General features: G+C 69.8%; 10 protein-coding genes. 5 read left to right on the forward strand and 5 right to left on the reverse strand.

Annotated elements, in window-relative coordinates; genetic code table 11:
* Positions 1-56: 56 nt before the first annotated feature.
* The 5 genes from ACRARE_RS12015 to ACRARE_RS12035 form a co-directional block, all read right to left on the reverse strand.
* Entirely contained in the window at positions 57-2,270 is a 2,214-nt protein-coding gene (locus ACRARE_RS12015; protein WP_432656682.1) for a hybrid sensor histidine kinase/response regulator, read from the reverse strand.
* 123 nt (positions 2,271-2,393) lie between these two features.
* Complete coding sequence (locus ACRARE_RS12020) at positions 2,394-3,203, reverse strand: heme ABC transporter ATP-binding protein (protein WP_432656770.1); 810 nt, start codon at positions 3,201-3,203, stop codon at positions 2,394-2,396.
* A gap of 62 nt (positions 3,204-3,265) precedes the next feature.
* Positions 3,266-4,384, reverse strand: coding sequence for a FecCD family ABC transporter permease (locus ACRARE_RS12025; protein ID WP_432656683.1), 1,119 nt, complete (start codon positions 4,382-4,384; stop codon positions 3,266-3,268).
* A 4-nt stretch (positions 4,385-4,388) separates the two neighbouring features.
* Positions 4,389-5,300, reverse strand: a complete 912-nt coding sequence (locus tag ACRARE_RS12030) for a heme/hemin ABC transporter substrate-binding protein (protein WP_432656684.1) — start codon at positions 5,298-5,300, stop codon at positions 4,389-4,391.
* Positions 5,297-6,394, reverse strand: coding sequence for a hemin-degrading factor (locus tag ACRARE_RS12035; protein WP_432656685.1), 1,098 nt, complete (start codon positions 6,392-6,394; stop codon positions 5,297-5,299). Before ACRARE_RS12035 ends, ACRARE_RS12030 begins: the two co-directional genes overlap by 4 nt.
* A gap of 218 nt (positions 6,395-6,612) precedes the next feature.
* On the opposite strand from ACRARE_RS12035, the gene ACRARE_RS12040 reads away from it, so the two are divergent.
* The 5 genes from ACRARE_RS12040 to ACRARE_RS12060 all read left to right on the forward strand — a co-directional run bounded on the left by ACRARE_RS12040 (position 6,613) and on the right by ACRARE_RS12060 (position 14,939).
* A complete protein-coding gene (locus ACRARE_RS12040) occupies positions 6,613-8,616 on the forward strand; it encodes a TonB-dependent receptor plug domain-containing protein (protein WP_432656686.1) in 2,004 nt (667 codons plus the stop codon).
* Positions 8,617-8,951: 335 nt separating this feature from the next.
* Positions 8,952-10,049 (forward strand): efflux RND transporter periplasmic adaptor subunit, encoded by a 1,098-nt coding sequence (locus tag ACRARE_RS12045; protein ID WP_432656687.1) that lies wholly within the window; start codon positions 8,952-8,954, stop codon positions 10,047-10,049.
* A gap of 2 nt (positions 10,050-10,051) precedes the next feature.
* Positions 10,052-11,191 (forward strand): efflux RND transporter periplasmic adaptor subunit, encoded by a 1,140-nt coding sequence (locus ACRARE_RS12050; protein WP_432656688.1) that lies wholly within the window; start codon positions 10,052-10,054, stop codon positions 11,189-11,191.
* Entirely contained in the window at positions 11,188-14,259 is a 3,072-nt protein-coding gene (locus ACRARE_RS12055; protein ID WP_432656689.1) for an efflux RND transporter permease subunit, read from the forward strand. Before ACRARE_RS12050 ends, ACRARE_RS12055 begins: the two co-directional genes overlap by 4 nt.
* Positions 14,256-14,939 (forward strand): TetR/AcrR family transcriptional regulator, encoded by a 684-nt coding sequence (locus ACRARE_RS12060; protein WP_432656690.1) that lies wholly within the window; start codon positions 14,256-14,258, stop codon positions 14,937-14,939. The genes ACRARE_RS12055 and ACRARE_RS12060 overlap by 4 nt, the downstream gene beginning before the upstream one ends.
* Positions 14,940-14,965 lie beyond the last annotated feature (26 nt).

Genomic DNA, 14,965 nt, shown 5'->3' on the forward strand with positions numbered 1-14,965 from the left:
TACACCGGGTCGGGTTTCGCGCCACCCGCAGCGCGGGCGTCGTGGCGCCGGCAGGGTCAGTGGGGAAGGCGCGGGGCGTTCATCGTCTCGCTCAGCGTCTGCAACAGCCGGTCGGGCGGGCAGGGCTTGCGCAGCACCGGGCCGGCCACCGGCGGGCGCGGGGCGGTTTCCGGGTCGTCGCCGACAAAGCCGGTCAGATAGACCACCGGCAGGTCGGGGAAAAGATCCCGCGCCGCCCGGGCCAGGCCGAAGCCGTCCAGTTCCGGCATCATCACATCGGTCAGCAGCAGATCCACCGAGGCCGCGTCGCCTTCGCGCAGCCGGTTCAGCGCCACGGCGCCGTTTTCCGCCGCCATCACCTCGAACCCGGCGGCGCGCAAGGTTTCGCACAACAGCAGGCGCAGGCCGGTCTCATCCTCGGCCAGCAGGACCCGGGGGGCGCCCGCCCTGGGCCGGGGCGTGGCCTTTTCGGCGGCGGCGGGGCTTTCCGAGGCCTTCGGGGCTGCCGCGCCTTGGGGGCTGGCCTCGGGCAGGGTGATCGGGCGGGGCACCTGCGGCAGGACGCGGGTCTGGCTCGAGGCCATGACCGGCGGCGCCTTGGCGCCCGACAGGTTGTCGGCAGCCGCGCCGCTGCGTGGCGGTTTCATCGCTCCGCCCGAGATCCGCGCCGTCCCCACCGGGGCCCTGCGCAGTGCAGCGGTCGTTGCGGGGGCCGTCGGGGCAGGGGCGGCGGGCGCCGCCTGCGCCTGCGCCTGGGCGTCGGGCCCGGCGGCCTCGGCCGGGGAACCCTGGTCAGTGGCCGTTTCGGCCTCGGCGGCGGGGTCGCGGGGCAGAAGGATCTGCACCACCGTCCCGGCCCCGGCAGAGGAATCCAGCCGCAGATCGCCCTCGGCGCCGCGGGCAAAGGAAAAGGCCGTGGACAGGCCCAGCCCGACGCCGGTCCCGTCCTGGCTGGTGGTGTAGAAGGGTTCAAGCGCGCGGGCGCGGACCTCTTCGGTCATTCCGGGGCCGTCGTCACTGACCGAGATTTGCAGATAGCGCCGCGCCGGGTCCAGCGGCACCCCGCTGTCCGAGTTGGCCGCCAGGGTCATCTCCGGCGCTCGCTGGGCGCTGCGGCGCACTGTCTGGGCGGCGGCGCTTTGCGCCTCGACATGGATCATGCCGCCCCGACCCGAGTGCTGGATCGCATTGCGGGCGTTCAGGATCAGGTTCAGCAGGCTGTCGATCAGCAGGCCCGGGTCGCAATGGACCATCAACCCCGGCTCGGCGGCGGTGAACCGCAGCGTGATGCCGCTGTTTTCCAGCTGCGGCAGGGCCAGGGCCTCGACCTCCATGAACAGGCCGGCGACGGCGCGGGTTTCGGGATGGCCCTTGACCGGCCGGGCGATGGTCAGCAGGCGCCCGGTCAGTTCCTTGCCGCGGGCCACGGCGCGCGAGGCGCTTTGCATGTAGCGGCGCGCGGCGGGGGGCAGATCCTCGTCCTGGCTCAGCTCCAGCGCATAGTAGATCGTGGCCAGCAGGTTGTTGACGTCATGGGCCAGCCCCGAGGTCACCTGCCCCAGGGCCGCCAGCCGGTCGTTCAGCTCTTGCGCGCGGCGTTCGCGGTCGCGCTGCGCGGCAGAGCCGGTCAGCAGCATCGCCCCGGCGCTGAGCGCCAGCAGCAACAGCAGCCCGCTGAGGACCAGCCGTTCCTGGCGCGCGGTCAGACGTTCGCGGTTTGACCAGGTGGCGATGGCCTCGGCGATGCTGTTTTCTAGCGCCAGCAGGTCCAGCGTTGCATCGGTGTCCGAGATCCGCACCAGCGCGTCGACCTCGGAGATGCTGCGGCCCTCGGCGGCGGCGGCGCGGGCCTGGCTCATGCGGCTGTGGTATTCCGCCAGCGTGGCGTGCAGGGCGGACATGGGCAGGTCGGTGCCGATGGCGATCCCCAACTGATGGATCTCGCGCAGCGCGGCGGTGGCAGCCTGGTAGCTCTCTTCGGCCATTTCGTAATACCCCGTCTCTTCGGGGCGCAGCACGGCATTCTTGAAATGGTGGATGAACCCGGCATAGCCGATGGCGCGTTCCAGCTGGTGCAGCGCCACGGGCAGGGCCAGGGCGGCGCGCCGTTCGGCGTTGTCCCGTTCCAGGGTCAGCACGTAAAGGGCGGGCACCGCCAGCAGAGAGATCCCCATCACCCCCGCCAGGCCGACGCGCAGGGCCGGGCGCCGCAGGGCGGCCACCAGCCGTCCGCGCCATCCGCCTGCGCCTCGCAGTTCACGTGTCGGCATCGGGTTCCCTCTTCACCCGGGGATCGTCGTCACAGGATCGACCCGTGGGTCGACTGTCTTTCTGTCGATACCATGTGTGGCGCGAAAGGGAAGCCGAAACGCACAACCTGAAGGCAAGTTGATCTAACTGCGTATGTCTAGGGCACTGGGAACATGGGTAATTTGTGCGGACTGGGGCAAGAGGAACAGCCCCGTGCCCGGCGCGACCCCCATGCGCAGGGGGCAGCCGTAGGCGCGGCTGAGCAGATCGTCGGTCAGCACCGCCTCGGCCGGACCGGCCCCCAGGCAGCGGCCCTGCTGCAACAGAACCACCTTCTGGGCATACATCGCCGTCAGGTTCAGATCGTGCATCACCGCGATCACCCCGCCGCCCGCGCGGGCGAAATCGGCGGCGATCTGCATCACCTGCAACTGGTGCGCGATGTCCAGCGCCGAGACCGGCTCGTCCAGGAAAAGCCAGCGCGGACCATGGGCGCCCACGGGCTCTTCCAGCTGGGCCAGCACCCGGGCCAGCTGCACCCGCTGCTGTTCGCCGCCCGACAGTTCCTGATAGTAGCGCCCGCCATAGTGGGCCAGGTCGACGCGCGCCAGCGCATCCAGGGCGCGGGCCTCGCCGCCCGGACCCTCGGCGCCCAGGCGGACGACCTCCAGCACGGTGAAGGGAAAGCTCAGCGCGGTCTGCTGGGCCAGCACGGCGCGGCGCCGGGCCAGCACGGCGGGATGGGCGCGGGTGACGTCGACGCCGCCCATGGTGACGCTGCCGCCGGGGTCGATCTGGCCCGCGATCTCGCCGGTCAGGACGCGCAGCAGGGTGGTCTTGCCCGACCCGTTGGGCCCGACGATGGCGGTCACCTGGCCCGCGCGGGCGCTGAAGTCGACCTGATCCAGGATCACCTTGCGACGCATACGCAGGGTGAGGTCGCGGGCGGCCAGGGTGGCGGTGTCGGCCCCCGGGGCGGGCGCATGGGCGGGGGCGTGCAGGGGGTCATGACGGCTCACAGGTCCAGAACTCCTCTCTGGCGCAGCAGGATCCACAGGAAGAACGGGCCGCCCAGAACGGCGGTGACAATCCCGATGGGCAGTTCCGAGGGGGCGATGATGACCCGGCTGATGATATCGGCCAGCAGCAGCAGCGAGGCCCCCAGCAGGGCGGCATTGGGCAGCAGTTCGCGGTGATCGGGGCCCGAGGCCAGGCGCAGCAGATGCGGCACCACGATGCCAATGAAGCCGATGCCGCCCGACATGGCCACGGCGGCGCCGGTGGCGGCAGCCACGGCCAGGATCGCCAGGTTCTTCACCCGCTGGATACGGATGCCCAGATGATAGGCCGCAGCCTCGCCCAGGGCCAGGGCGTTGAGGCCGCGCGCCAGGGCGGGGGCGGCCAGCAGGGCCGGTACGATCACCGCCAGCCCGGTGGCCACCTTGGTCCAGGTGGCCCCGGCCAGCGAGCCCATGCCCCAGAAGGTCAGGTCGCGCAGCTGGTTGTCATCGGCCATGTAGATCAGCACGCCCGAGACCGCCCCGGTCAGCGCGCCCAGGGCGATCCCCGCCAGCAGCATCACCGCGACCGAGGTGCGCCCGGCGCGGGTGGCCACGCGGTAAAGCAGCATGGTGTTGATCCAGCTGCCGACAAAGGCGGCGATCGGCACGGTGTAGATCCCCATGGCGGCGGCCAGCCCGGCGGGCAGCAGGCCCGACAGCAGGATGGCGGCGATGGCGCCCAGGCTGGCGCCCGCGCCCACGCCGACGATGCCCGGATCGGCCAGCGGGTTGCGGAACAGCCCCTGCATCAGCGCCCCCGACACCGCCAGCGCGGCGCCCACGCCCATGCCCATCAGGGTGCGCGGCAGGCGGATCTGCCAGAGCACGATCCGGTCGGCCAGGGCCACCTCCTGCCCGCGCAGCCCGTCCCAGAGGGCGGCCCAGAGGCTGGTGCCCGCGGCGCCGATGGCCAGGCTGGCGGCGACGCAGACCGCCAGCACCGCGATCAGCACCAGCCGCAGTCGCCGCGCCCGCTGGCGGCGGTCGCCCTGGTGCAGCACCGCGCCGATCTCGGAGCGATCAGGGGCGCCGGGACGCTGGCCCGCCGTGTCGGTTGCCGTCATCGCCGCCATGGCCTCAGCCCTCCTCGGCGGGGGTCTGGGCGGGGGCCGACGTCTTCGACGCGGCCTCGCGCAGGGCGGTGGCCAGGTCGTGCATCGCCTCGGGGGTGCGGATCGAGAATCCCAGCATGTACATGCCGTCCATGGTGACGAAGGCATCGGCCTGCCCGGCCGGTGTGGCCGCCACGGCGGGGTTGTCCAACAGGGTGTTCGGCCCGGTGGTGTGATCGGCGCCGCCGCCCGACATGCGCAGGATCACGTCCGGCGCGGCGCGGGTGATCGCCTCGTCGGTCAGGGGCTTGTAGCCCTCAAACCCACTGACGGCATTCTCGGCGCCGACCAGGCCGATCATCGCATCCGCCGCCGTGCCCTGGCCCGAGGCCATGACGCGCCCACCCTGGGCCGACAGCACGAAGAGAACGCGGATCCCCTCGGCGCCCGCCTCGGCCTGGGCTTCAGCCATGCGGCGGCCCAGATCGGCGGCCAGTACCTCGGCCTCGGCCTCGACCCCCAAGGCGGCGCCCACGGTGCGCACCTTGGTCTGAAGCGCCTCGGTGTCGAAGCCGTTCGGCACCACGGCGAAGGGCAGGCCCGCGTGTTCCAGCAGGGCCACCGCCTCGGGCGGGCCCGCGCCCTCCTCGGTCAGGATCATGTCGGGGCCGACCGACAGCACGCCCTCGGGGCTGAGCTGACGGATATAGCCCACGTCGGGCAGCAGCTCCGTCTCGGCCGGGTAGACCGAGGTGGTGTCGCGGGCCACCAGACGGTGTTCCTGGCCCAGGGCAAAGACGATCTCGGTCACCGCGCCGCCGATCGAGACGATGCGCTGCGCGGGCTGGGCCTGGGCGGCCAGGGGCAGGGCTGCGGCCAGCGCGGTGGCCAGCAGGGTGCGGCGGGTCAGGCCGGGAAGGCTCCGGGGCGCGCTCATGCCGGTTCCTCCGTCCGGGTCTCGGCCAGGCGCGCCACTTCTTCCTCGACCAGGGCGATCCAGGCGGCGTTGTGGTCGATCTCCGCGGTGCGGTGGCCGAAGATCTGCGCGATCAGCCCGCCGCGGGCGTCGAAGAAGTCGACCGACACGGCGGGGCCGCGGCGCGTCGGTTTCTCGGCCACCCAGACCTCGGCGATGTGATCGCCGCGCAGGTGCAGGTTGAAATCGTCATCCAGCACGTTCAGCCAGGGGCCCATTTCCTTGATCGGCCCGATGGGGCCAGAGACGATCTGGATGAAACCCGCGTTGCCGACGAAGATCATCGAGGGCGTGCCGGTGTCGGCCAGCCGGTGCAGCAGCCGCCCGACCGAGGCCGGTTCCAGCTTGCGCGCCATGGGGGCGCCGGCGGTGCGATAGGCGCCCAGGCGGTTGACGCCGAAGGTCTTGCACATGGCGCCGAACTTGTGGGTGTCGCCCAGCTCGGCCCAGGCGGCGCGCAGCGCTTCGGCCTGCTCGGGGGCCTCGCGGGCAGGCTCGACCGCCTCGCGCGGGGCCAGCTCCAGCACCTGGCCCTGATCGGCCAGCCGCAGCCGGTCGCGCAGCGCCGCCCAGGGGGCGGGATCGGCGCCCTTGGCCAGATAGACCTTGTGCACCGCGTCACCGGCGGCATCGAAGACCTGGAAACTGTGGCGCGGCCCGGCCTTGGTCTGGGCGATCACCGCGAAGGCATGGATCCAGCGGGAAGGGAAGAAGCGCATGTCGATGCGCCCGTTCAGCACCAGACCGGCGTGTTCGGACCGGCGGTAGCCGCCGTAGATGCCGTTGATCTCGCTGACGACCGATTCGTTGCGCGTCAGGCCCATGACCTCGCCCAGCTCGGGGATCGCGGCCAGCAGCTGATCGGGGTCGGCCTCGATCCGGGTGACGGTCTCGCCGTCGACCTGGGCGGCCAGCAAGCTGGCCTCGCCCACGCCCAGGCTTTCGGCCAGATCGCGCGGGCGTTGCGTGCTGTCGGCCAGGGCCTGGCGGATGGTTTCGGGGCTGGGCGCGGGCCCGGTTACGGCGCGCGCGGGCGCGGCGGCGATCTCTGTCATGCGGTATCCTCTCAGGTCCCGGATGGGGGGAAGCGGAGGGCTGGCGCATTGGCAACAGGGCCGGCTGGCGTCTCTCGGGTTAGTTGACAGGATTAGTAAAGTATCCTAGGCGGCGCAAGAGCCCGTCGGTGGGGAGACCGGCACAGGGCCCAAAATTTCGTGATTAGCCAGCCTCTTGGCCAGCCTCCCTATCCACTCGCTCAACCAAGGGGACCCCCATGTCCGCACGACCCTCCGTGCGTGCGCTGCTGATGTGCAGTGCCGCGACCACCCTTATTGCCACCCCGCTTGCCGCCCAGGACAGCGCCGATGCCGCCGCCATCGAGCTGGCGCCGATCACCGTGCAGTCCAAGCGCGAGGTGCAGACCGATACCGCCAATTCCGTCACCGTCGTCGACCTGGAAGAGATCCGCGACCGCCAGGCCTCGACCGTGGCCGAACTGGTGGAATCGGCGCCGGGCGTCAGCGTCTACGGCGCGCGCACCCCGCTCAGCTCGGGGATCAACATCCGGGGCTACGGGCCCAACGGATCCTACGGCGGTTCCAGCCACATCGGCGTCACCATCGGCGGTGCGACCAAGGGCGCGGATGAACTGTACCGGATGAGCACCCAGATGTTCACCGATCCCGCCCTCTTCCGCGAAGTGGCGGTGACCCGTGGCCTGGCCGGCACGCTAAGCTTCGGGTCCGGCCTCTTCGGTGGTCTGCTGGAGATGGAGCCTATCCAGGCCTCTGACATGACCGGCGGCGAACCGGGCTTCAAGGTGCGTCAGCTGCTGGAGTTCTCGGACAACGACTATTGGGCCTCTTCCACCACCCTGGCCTGGCAGCCGACCGAGAATATCGAGATCCTGGGCAACTACACTTACCGCGAGGTCGACATCATCGAGGATGGTGCGGGCAATCCGATCAACGAGGAAGGCTATGACGAGCCGTCCTGGCTGATCAACGGCCGCCTGACCTTCGGCGACAGCAACGAACACAAGGTCGGCGTGCTGTTGCAGCATACCGAGGCCGCCGAGCGGAACGTGCCCTTCAACCAGGTCGGCAATGCCATGTTCGACTTCATCTTCGGCTATGTCGACCGCGACACCGAAGACGACACCTTCGTCCTGTCCTACGAATACGACAGCCCGACCTCGGATCTGATCCATATCGAGGCCGACCTGTCCTATTCCGAGCTTTACGTCGACAACTACGCCCTGGCGCGTCCGGTGCCCGCCAACCTGGCCTTCACCGACACGGGCTATCGCACCCGCACCACCAAGCTGGTGGTGAAGAACACCGCCGATTTCGTCACCGGTCGGGTGGGCCACAGCCTGCAAGCCGGGGTGGAATTCGCCCGCTCGCACCGGACCACCGATGACGTGGTGGAATCGGCCCCCGAGGGCAAGGAAACCACTGCGGCGCTGTTCCTGTCGGACGAGATGGAGATCGGCCGCCTGACCCTGACGCCCGAGTTCCGGGTCGAGACCCAGACCATCGACGGCAGCGAGGATCGCTTTAGCGCCGGGGGGTACGGCGAATACGACAACGTCGCCTATAGTGCCGGGATCGGCGCGCTCTACCGCTTCGACAACGGCGTGTCCCTCTTCGGGTCGGCCTATTACGGCGAGGCCCTGCCGATCATCGACGACCTGGATGATGCCGACTACGTCGTGCAGGAAGAGAAGGCGACCGAGATCCAGATGGGCATCAGCTATGACGGCTTCGACGTCTTCGCCTCGGGCGATGCGCTGGCGCTGAAGGCCACCGCCTACAACCAGCACTTCTGGGACATGACCTCTTTCCTGGCCAACAAGATTGGTGGCGATACCTGGGGTCTGGAGCTGGAGGCGGCCTATTCGATGGCCAGCGGCTTCTACATCGACGCCAACGCCAACGTGATGCGCTCGCGCACGCAGTTCGACAACGGCACGCGCGCCTGGTCGGACATGGCTCCGGCGGACGAGCTGCGCCTGACCCTGGGCCAGAAGTTCGGCGAGACGCTGGACCTGTCGCTGGAAACCGTCTTTGTCGACGAGATCGACCGGGGCACCCAGGCGGATGGCTATACGCTCTATAACCTGCGGGCCACCTACAAGCCGCAGATGGGCGCCTTCGACGGCACCGAGGTGCGCTTCGGCGTCGAGAACCTGTCCGATGAGACCTACCAGCCGCGTCTGTCGGCCCGCACCGCGCCGGGCCGGACCTTCAAGGTGTCTCTGGCCAAGACCTTCTGATCCGAGGATCGCAAGGGCGCCCGAGCTGTTCGGGCCTCGGGGGCTCCGCCAGTGGCGGGGCCCTTTGCGTTTCGCAGGCTGCGGGCGGGGCAGGGGGCGCTGCCCCCCTTGCGTCTGCGCCGCAATTCCCCCCGGAGTATTTTCAGCCTTCAGGATGGGAAAGGGGCGCATGACCCCGGCGGCGCGCCCGGTCGGGCGGGGGCGGTGCCTCTGGCTTGGGCACCTGCGCGCGGGACGGGGGTGCTCTCTCGAAATGACAGAACCGTCATCTTGACATTTGTGTCACTTTGGGCGATCTGGCCGAAGTGACCCGGCGTGTCCTTGGAGCCTCCCCCATGACCCGAATACTGACCCGACGTTTGGCCCTGCTGGCCCTGCCCGCCGTCCTGGCCCTGAGCCCCGTGGCAAGTCCCGTGGCGCGCGCGGCCGAGGGTGACCCCGGCGCTGCCGCCCTGCCGGTGACCGTGGTCACCGCCCGGATGACCGCGCCCGAGCGCAGTATCCGCCTGACCGGCACGATCGAGGCGCTGGACAGCTATCCGGCGGGGTTCCGCGATGGCGGGCGGGTGATCTCTGTCGCCGTGGACGTGGGCGATGTGGTCGCCAAGGGCGATGAGATCGCCCGGGTCGATCCCACGCGCACCGAGGCCGCGTTGCGCGCCGCGCGGGCCTCTGTCGATGCCACCCAGGCGGCGCTGGACCAGGCCGAACAGGCGCGCGCCCGGGCCGCCAGCCTGCTGGAGCGCGGTTCCGGCACCCAGGCGGATCTGGACAGCGCGACCGAGGCCTATCTGACCGCCCGCGCTGCCCGCGATCAGGCCGAGGCGCAGCTGGCCACGGCGCGCCGCGCCTTCGAGGATACCGTGCTGACCGCCGTCGACGATGCCATCGTCACCGACCGCTCTGCCGAGCCGGGCCAGGTGGTGGGGCAGGGCCAGCCCATCGTCACCCTGGCCGCCCGCGAAGGCCGCGAGGCGGTCTTCCTGACCCCCGACGACCCGCGCCTGGCCGACATGCTGGGCCAGGAGGTGGCGATCCGTCCGCTGGAGGGCGAGGTGCATCTGCGGGTGCCGGTGACCGAGGTGTCGCCCGTGGTGGCGCAGACCGGCACGGTGACTGCCAAGGCGCGGATCACCGGCGACGCGGCGGGCGATTTCACCATCGGCCAGGCGGTGATCGGCGAATTGCGCCTGACCGACCGCCCGGTGATCGCCATCCCCTGGACGGCGCTGACCGCCGGGCAGGGTGGGCCCGCCGTGTGGCGTCTGCCCGAGGGCAGCGACCGGGTGGAACTGACCCGGATCGAGATCGACGGGTTCACCCGCGATCATGTCGAGGTGGCCTCGGGGCTGACCGGGGGCGACCGGGTGGTGGCCGAGGGCTCGCACGCGCTGTTTCCCGGGCGCCAGGTGATCGTGCTGGAGGAGAAATGACCATGGTTTCGCATCTTTTCCCGCGCCGCCGGACCCTTGGGGCCGGGGTGGTGCTGTGCCTGGCTCTGGTGCTGGGCGCCGCCCTGCCCGGGGGCGTCCTGGCCTCTGACGGTGCCGGTGCCGAGGACAGCGCGGCCCCCGCCGCGCCGCGCCCTGTGGTGACCGAGATCGTCTCGGCCGACCCGACGCGGCAACGCGCCTTCCCGGGCACGATCGAGGCCAAGCACGAGGCCGACCTGGCCTTCCAGACCATCGGGCGGATTGCCCGGCTGGACGTGGCCCCGGGCGATGTGGTGGCCGCGGGCGACGTGCTGGCGGTGCTGGACCGGGTCAGCCTTCAGGAAGACGTGAGCGCCGCCGAGGCGGCCCTGTCCTCGGCCCGGGCCGAGGCGGACTTCGCGGAACAAAGCTATGCCCGGGTGCGCACCCTGGCCGATCGCGACATCGCTGCCCAGGCGCAGGTGGAACAGGCCCTGGCACGGCGCGACGCCACCGCCGCCCAGGTGGCCGCCGCCGAGGCCGACCTGGCCTCGGCGCGCGAGGCGCTGACCTATGGCAGCCTGACCGCGCCGATGGACGGGGTGGTGCTGGCCGCGCCGGTCGAGGCGGGCACCGTGGTCTCGGCGGGGACCACCGTGGTGACCCTGGCCGGGCTCAGCGACCGCGAGGCGGTGATCGACGTGCCCGGCGACTTTCTGGCCCTGCTGCCCGAGGAGGCGCAGTTCGAACTGCGCCGTCACGAGGGGGGTGAACGGGCCGTGGCGGCGCGTCTGCGCCTGGTCGAGCCGGTGGCCGACGAGGCGCTGCGCGCCCGCCGCCTGCGCCTGTCGATCACCGGCGACGAAAGCCTGTTCCGCATCGGCAGCCTGATCTCGGCCACCTATCTGGCCGAGGCCCAGGCGGTGACCACGCTGCCCTTGTCGGCCCTGACCGGCAGCGAAGAGGCCCCGGCGGTCTGGCGCGTGGGCCCCGGCGCCCGGCGCGTGCACCTGGTGCCGGTGACCCTGGGCGCCGTCCTGGACGGGCGCGTCGAGGTGCGCAGCGGCATTGCCGTGGGCGACGAAATCATCGTGCGGGGCGCCCGGTCCCTGCAAGACGGCCAGACGGTCGGCCAACGTGAACTCAGCGAGCGTGCGCAATGAAAAAAGGCTTCAACCTCTCCGACTGGGCGCTGAACCACCGCTCTTTCGTCTGGTTCCTGATGATCATCAGCCTGGCTGCGGGCGCCTTCGCCTATACCTCGATGGGCCGCGAAGAGGATCCGACCTTCGCCATCAAGACCATGGTGGTCTCGGCGGCGCTGCCCGGCGCCACCGCCGAAGAGACGGTGACCCAGGTCACCGACCGGATCGAGAAGAAATTGCAGGAGCTGGACAATCTCGACACCACCCGCTCGGTCACCTACCCGGGCCAGACCATGGTCTATGTCGACCTGCTGGCCGAGGTGCGCGGCGACGCCGTGGATGACACCTGGCTGAAGGTGCGCAACATGATGTCCGACATTCGCGGCCAGATGCCCGACGAATTCGGCGGCTTCTACTTCAACGACGATTTCGGCGATGTCTACGGCTCGATCTACGCCTTCACCGCCGACGGGTTCAGCCCGCGCGAGCTGGAACAGCGGGTCGAAGAGGTACGTTCGGCGGTGCTGCAACTGGATGCGGCGGGGAAGGTCGAACTGCTGGGGGTGCGCGAGCCGGTGGTGCATGTGGAGTTTTCCACCGCCCGGCTGGCGGCGCTTGGCCTCGACAAGCAGACGGTGATCAACACCCTGGCCGCCCAGAACGCCATCGTGCCCTCGGGCTTCATCCATACCGGGGCGGAAACCATCCTGGTGCGGGTCTCGGGCCAGTTCGAGACCGCCCAGGACCTGGCCTATGCGCCGCTGCGCGCGGGCGAGACCTTCTTCACCCTGGCCGATGTGGCCGAGGTCACCTCGGGCTATGAGGATCCGCCGTCGGAGCTGTACCGGTTCAACGGCGAAGAGGGGATCGCGCTGATCATCGGGATGCGCGAGGGCGAGAACATCCTGGAATTTGGCGAAGAGCTGCACGCGCTGATGGACCGGATCGCGGCCGAGCTGCCGATCGGCATCGAGATGCACAAGGTGGCCGACCAGCCCGAGGTGGTGGAACATTCGATCAACCACTTCGTCCAGGCCCTGGTCGAGGCGGTGGTGATCGTTCTTGCGGTGTCCTTCGTGTCGCTGGGCCTGCGCGCGGGCCTGGTGGTGTCGCTGTCGATCCCGCTGGTGCTGGCAATCACCTTTGTCATCCTGGATGCCATGGGGATCACCCTGCAACGGATCTCTCTGGGGGCGCTGATCATCGCCCTGGGCCTGCTGGTCGATGACGCGATGATCGCCATCGAGACGATGATTTCCCGTCTGGAACTGGGCGAAAGCCTGGGCAAGGCGGCCAGCTATGCCTGGACCTCGATCGCCTTCCCGATGCTGTCGGGCACGCTGGTCACCGTGGCGGGGTTCATCCCCATCGGGTTGAACGCCAGCCAGGCGGGGGAATATACCCGCTCGCTGTTCTACGTGATCGCCATTTCGCTGGTCATCTCCTGGGTGGTGGCGGTGCTGTTTGCCCCGGTGCTGGGGGCCACCTTCCTGCCCAAGAAGATGAAGCATCACGCGCAGAAGGCCGGGCGGATCCGGCGCATCTTCCACGTGGTGTTGCGCGGCGCGATGCGGTTCAAATGGCTGACCATCGTGCTGACCATCGCGGTCTTCGGCGTCTCTATCGTCGGGCTGCAAAAGGTCGAGCAGCAGTTCTTCCCGACCTCGGACCGCAACGAGATCATGGTCGACGTGACCCTGCGCCAGAACGCCGATTTCGCCGCCACCGATGCCGAGATCAAGGTCTTCGAGGCCTGGCTGGCCGAGCAACCCGAGGCGCAATACTGGTCCACCTATGTGGGTCGCGGCGCGCCGCGCTTCCTGCTGACGCTGGATGCGCTGACCGCCACGCCGAACATCGGCCAGGTGGTGCTGATGACCGCCTCGAACGAGGAACGCGACAGCCTGCGCGACAAGATCGCGGCCTTCGACAAGACGCGCCCGGCGGCAGAGTATTTCCCCAAGTTCGTCGAAATGGGCCCGCCCGTGGGCAAGCCGGTGCAATACCGGGTCGCGGGGCCGGACTACGAGACGCTGCGCGATCACGCCCGGGATCTGGCCGCGACCCTTGCGGAGGAACCGCGCCTGGCGGCGATCTCGCTGGACTGGAACGAACCGGCGCGGGTGGTGCGCGTGGTTCTGGATCAGGCGCGGCTGCGCCAGCTGGGCCTCAGCCAGCAGGATGTGGGCCAGGCCCTCTACTCGCTGTTCGAAGGGGCGCCGGTGACCGATCTGCGCGACGGGACCAAGCTGGTCTCGGTGCTGGCGCGCGGCGTCGAGGCCGACCGCACGACGCTGGACTCGCTGGAGAACCTGCAATTCGGCAATGCCAATGGCACACCCATTCCCCTGTCGGCCTTCGCACGGCTGGAATGGACCACCGAACAGCCTGTCATCCACCAGGAAGACCGGGTGCCGACGATCACCGTCAAGGCGGCGATCACCAATGGCGACCAGCCTGACACGGTGGTCAATGACCTGGCTCCGGCGATCGAGGCCTTCGCCGCCCAATTGCCCGCCGCCTACAGCGTCGAGGTGGGCGGGTCCGTCGAAAGCTCGGCCGAAAGCCAGGCGCCGATTGCCGCCGTTGTGCCGATCATGGTGCTGATCATGCTGACCCTGGTGATGGTGCAGATGCAAAGCTTCCGCCTGATGTTCGTGGTGCTGGCCGTGGCGCCCCTGGGAATGATCGGTGTGGTGGCGGCCCTGCTGCCCGCAGGCGCGCCCCTAGGTTTTGTCGCCATCCTGGGCGTGCTGGCCCTGATCGGCATCCTGATCCGTAACTCGATCATCCTGTTCCAGGAGGTGAAGGACCTGCTGGATCGCGGCCGCACCCGCTGGGAAGCGGTGTTCGAGGCCTCGGACAGCCGCGCCCGGCCGATCCTGCTGACGGCGGCGGCGGCCTCGCTGGCGCTGATCCCGATCTCGCGCCAGGTGTTCTGGGGGCCCATGGCCTTTGCCATGATGGGCGGCATCATCGCGGGCACGCTGATCACGCTGCTGTTCGCCCCGGCCCTTTACTGCGCGGTCTTCGGGGTGAAACGCCCCAAGCCGGGCGATGACACGACGAAGGCGCGCGCGACGTGACCGAGGACCACCGCAAGATCGTCGCCGCCGCGCGCCGCGAGAAGATGCGCCACCGCCTGATCGAGGCGGCGGTGCTGGTCTTCGCCGCCAAGCCCCATGGTGACGTGGTGATCGAGGACATCGTGGCCGAGGCGGGCGTGGCGCGCGGCACCTTCTACAAGTATTTCGATACGCTGGAGGCCCTCTTCGAGGCCGCGAAGGTCACCATGGGCCATGAAATCCTCGAGATGGTGCTGCAAGAGCCGCGCGTCTCGGAAGATCCGGCGCGGGCCCTGGCCCATGACATCAAACGCTTCATCCAGACCTGCCGTCGCTACCGGATCATCGGCTGTTTCTCCACCCGCACGGGCCTTGGCCCGGTGGACCTGCTGGAAGAGCCGCTGCCCGCCTATCTGGCGGAGGGTGCGGTCTCGGGCCGGTTCTGCGCGCTGCCCGACTGGCTGGTGAAGAACGTCCTGAAGACTGCCGTGCTGTCGGTGCTGATCCGCGAGGAAAACGGGGTCGCCCAACCGGGGGACGCTTGCCTGTCCGTCGCCGCCGTGCTGCGGAGTTTCGGCGTGCCGCGCGACGAGGCAGAGGCGCTGTCGCAGGTGGACGGGGCGGCGCTGGCCGCCGCGCCCGACACCCTGATCGCCCGGGCCGAGATGATCCGCGCCGCCAGCGGAGACGCACACCCCTAGGCTCTCGCGCACCGGATCGCCGGGCG

This window comes from Pseudooceanicola aquaeponti, assembly GCF_050897975.1.
Taxonomy (GTDB): domain Bacteria; phylum Pseudomonadota; class Alphaproteobacteria; order Rhodobacterales; family Rhodobacteraceae; genus Pseudooceanicola.

Coding starts and splice junctions, on each gene's coding strand:
- ACRARE_RS12025 (WP_432656683.1), bottom strand. CDS start 4,384: ATGGCGGCGATGACGGCAACCGACACGGCGGGCCAGCGTCCCGGCGCC.
- ACRARE_RS12050 (WP_432656688.1), top strand. CDS start 10,052: ATGGTTTCGCATCTTTTCCCGCGCCGCCGGACCCTTGGGGCCGGGGTG.
- ACRARE_RS12040 (WP_432656686.1), top strand. CDS start 6,613: ATGTCCGCACGACCCTCCGTGCGTGCGCTGCTGATGTGCAGTGCCGCG.
- ACRARE_RS12055 (WP_432656689.1), top strand. CDS start 11,188: ATGAAAAAAGGCTTCAACCTCTCCGACTGGGCGCTGAACCACCGCTCT.
- ACRARE_RS12015 (WP_432656682.1), bottom strand. CDS start 2,270: ATGCCGACACGTGAACTGCGAGGCGCAGGCGGATGGCGCGGACGGCTG.
- ACRARE_RS12030 (WP_432656684.1), bottom strand. CDS start 5,300: ATGAGCGCGCCCCGGAGCCTTCCCGGCCTGACCCGCCGCACCCTGCTG.
- ACRARE_RS12035 (WP_432656685.1), bottom strand. CDS start 6,394: ATGACAGAGATCGCCGCCGCGCCCGCGCGCGCCGTAACCGGGCCCGCG.
- ACRARE_RS12045 (WP_432656687.1), top strand. CDS start 8,952: ATGACCCGAATACTGACCCGACGTTTGGCCCTGCTGGCCCTGCCCGCC.